The 2,931-nt window shown below is 76.8% G+C and carries 2 protein-coding genes; both read right to left on the reverse strand.

Going from position 1 to position 2,931, the window contains the following annotated elements; genetic code table 11:
- The coding region (locus tag FK498_RS18260; protein ID WP_141857079.1) for a hypothetical protein at window positions 1-820 on the reverse strand (820 nt) is incomplete at its 3' end.
- 106 nt (window positions 821-926) lie between these two features.
- On the reverse strand, window positions 927-2,621 hold the full coding sequence (locus FK498_RS18265; RefSeq protein WP_141857081.1) for a heparinase II/III family protein: 1,695 nt from the start codon (window positions 2,619-2,621) through the stop codon (window positions 927-929).
- Window positions 2,622-2,931: the final 310 nt, after the last annotated feature.

A 2,931-nucleotide genomic window follows, 5' to 3' on the forward strand; every position in this document is an offset into this window, starting at 1 on the left:
GCGCGAGGAGCAGCACCGCCCAGAAGCCGAGCGAGGCGAGTGCGGCGGCCGGTGCCGCGAGCGCCGCGAGCAGCATCCGGTTCGGCACGCTCGGCCGGTCCTCGACCGCCGGTGCGCTGACGATGCGCGCGGCCACGGCGGGATCCGAGGCGAGCACCGCCTCGTGCCGGTGGGTCTCGGCGATCAGGCCGTACAGCGACTGGCGCGCCGCGATGTCGGGCTCGCGCGCGGCGCGCTCGGTGAGGAAGGCGAGGCGGCGTGCGACCATCGCCTGCATCTCCTCGCGCACGCGCGCCTCGGCGGCCGCGTGCAGGCTCTTCAGCACCGCCAGCGCCAGCGCCGGATCCGGGTGGCGCGCCTCGATGATCCAGACGACGCTTGCCGGGCTCTGCGTCGCCGAGGTGTTGCGCGCGATCCAGCCCATCAGGTCGTCGTCCAGCACCTCCGGCTCGGCGAGGCCCAGCGCGGCCAGGAGCCGCGCGGCGGCTCCTTCCGCCCGGTCGGCGGCGAGCCGTCGGGCGAGGTCGGTTTCGCGCCGCAGCACGGCGGCTGCCTCGCGCGCGCGGAGTGCGCCGAGATAGACGGCGAAGTTGCCGGCGGGCCGCTGGTCGAGCAGCCCGCTGCCGACCAGCGGCAGCGGCGAGAGCAGGCTGGAGGCGGCGATGCCGGTGGTCTCGGCCGGGGCGACCACGGCGCGCGCGACATGCGCGCGCGGCACGAGCAGCAGCCCCCCGATGGCCGCGAACCAGAGCGCAAGCGCACCCGCGAGCACGCCCAGCCGCTGGCGCCAGAGGCCCGCAAGCAGGGCGTCACTCGTCATGATCGCGGTTCACGGGACACGCCTTGGATCGCGGAGATCGTCGCCAATCCGAAAGGTCTACAGGCGATGACCCCGGCGCGCGCGTGACGCCTGCGTCAAAAGTGCATCAAGGCAATCGTATGCGTGTCACCACGCATCGGGTCGATCCCGTCAGGCGCACGGTCAGGACCGGGATGCGCTGGCGTTCACCGTAGCGCGGGCTGTCCCAGCCCTGCGCGAGCCGCAGATCGACCGGCCCGTCCGCGCTGACGCCAAGCGCGGCTGCGGCACCTTCCACACCGTCGGACCGGCGCAGCCAGGTGCCGGGCGGCAGGCGCCAGCGCAGCGTCGCCCCCGGGGCAAGCCGGTCGGTGACGGTCCAGGTGTCGCCGGCGACCGCGACCGTGCGGTCGTGGCGGTCGCAGGCCGCGCGCAGCCGGTCGGCCGACGCCTCGAGATGGCGCAGCCGGGGCGGGGCGGCGAACAGGAAGCGGCCGAGCCGCACCGGCCGGTCCGCCTCGCCCCACTGCGCGGTGGTGTGGTGCGCGGTTCCGGCGAGATCGCTCTCGCCGGCGGGCGGGTTGTAGAGCCAGGTGCCCGCGTCGCGCAGGATCTCCTCGCCGCGGTGCATCAGCGTCAGGTGCATGATGTCGCCCTGGCCGGCGGGAAACCGGCCGCCCGGCAGGCGCAGCAGGGCGAGGGTCCGGCCATGGCGCAGCCCTGCGGTCCCACCCTCGGGGTCGGCCCAGCCCCCGGGCGACGGTTCCGGCGCCATCGGACCGAGCCCCGCGAGCGCGAGAGGGGATGCTCCGGGCGCCGCCGCCGCGGCCGTGGCGCGGACCAGCGAGGGCCGCGCGTCGTCAGGCCCGGCGCAGGTCGCGTCCAGCAGCGCCGTTCCGTCGTCGTGGCCGAGCCGCGGCACCTGTCCGGTCGCCGGGTCGGTCACGCGGCCGAGCCAGGCCGCCATTGCCGCCAGCCGGTCGCGCAGGGGCGCGGCGAGCGACGCCCCTGCCAGCGCGGCGAAGGCGAGCGCATCGAGCGCCATGCGGTGGTAGCGGGTCGAGACCTGCGCGAAGCCGCCGGCGGCGGTGGTCAGCCGCGGCAGGTCGGCCGCGAGGATGCGCTCGCCACGGCGGCGATCCTCGGTGCCGAGCCAGGCGCCGGCACCGGCGAGCGCCGCGGCGCAGACGAGGCCGTGGTTGTTGGCGAGCGAGCGTTCATAGGCGAACGTCGCACGCACCCGCGCCGCGAGCAGGCCGGCGAGCGCGCGCCCGCCCGGGGGCGGCGCGCCGCCGAGGATCAGCCCCGCCGCGACGAGATGGATGAGCCGGATCGCCGCCTCCTGCGCGCTTGCCCAGTGCGCGCCGCGATAGGGCGGGCAGGCGGCGAGGAAGGCGGCGAGGTGGCGCTCGGCGGCGTCCAGGAAGCGAGGTTCTCCGGTCGCGCGCGCGGCGAGCGCGAGCGCCGGCAGGACGCCGAAGCGCGAGACCTCCCAGACGAGCCGCACATCGCCATGGGCGTAGGGCTCGACGGCATGCCAGGGGGCGGCGTCATCGGGACGGCCGGTCGCGAAGGAGACCGGGCGCGCGGCCCGGTCGACGCCTGCGAGAAGCCGCGCCAGCACTGGCGTCTCGAGCGGCAGCGTGCCGGCGGGGCAGGGCAGGAAGGGGCCCGCAGGGGCCGCGCGGTCGGGCAGGGCGCGCGCAGGACCGCCGAGCCGCATCCAGACCTCGTGGCGGGTGCGGCGCAGCATGGCTGCCGCACCTCGGCGCCAGAGCGCGCGCAGCACCGCCACCCGCGACGCGCCGCCCTGGTCCGTCATGCGTTGCCCCTTCCCCCGCGATTCCCGGCTCTTGTTGGCACACACGCGCATCACGTGTTAACAGGTCTCGCGCACGGGTTGAGGCTGCGGACCGCGCCTGACGGGCCCGCGCCGAAGCGGGGGCGTGGTGGTGACGCTTCGACCGGCGACCGCAGTCCTGGCCATGCTGCTCGCGGCGGAGGCGGCCGCGCAGGCGCCGCCGCCTGCGCCGCTCTCCCCGCCGCCGCTGCCCGGCCTGCCCCAGGGGGTTCCCCTGGAGGTCCTGCAACGCATGCTGGACGCGACGGGCGGCCCCACCCCGGTGCCGCGC

The sequence above is a fragment of the Elioraea sp. Yellowstone genome (genome assembly GCF_006704265.1).
In the GTDB taxonomy this organism is placed as follows: Bacteria; Pseudomonadota; Alphaproteobacteria; order Acetobacterales; family Acetobacteraceae; genus Elioraea.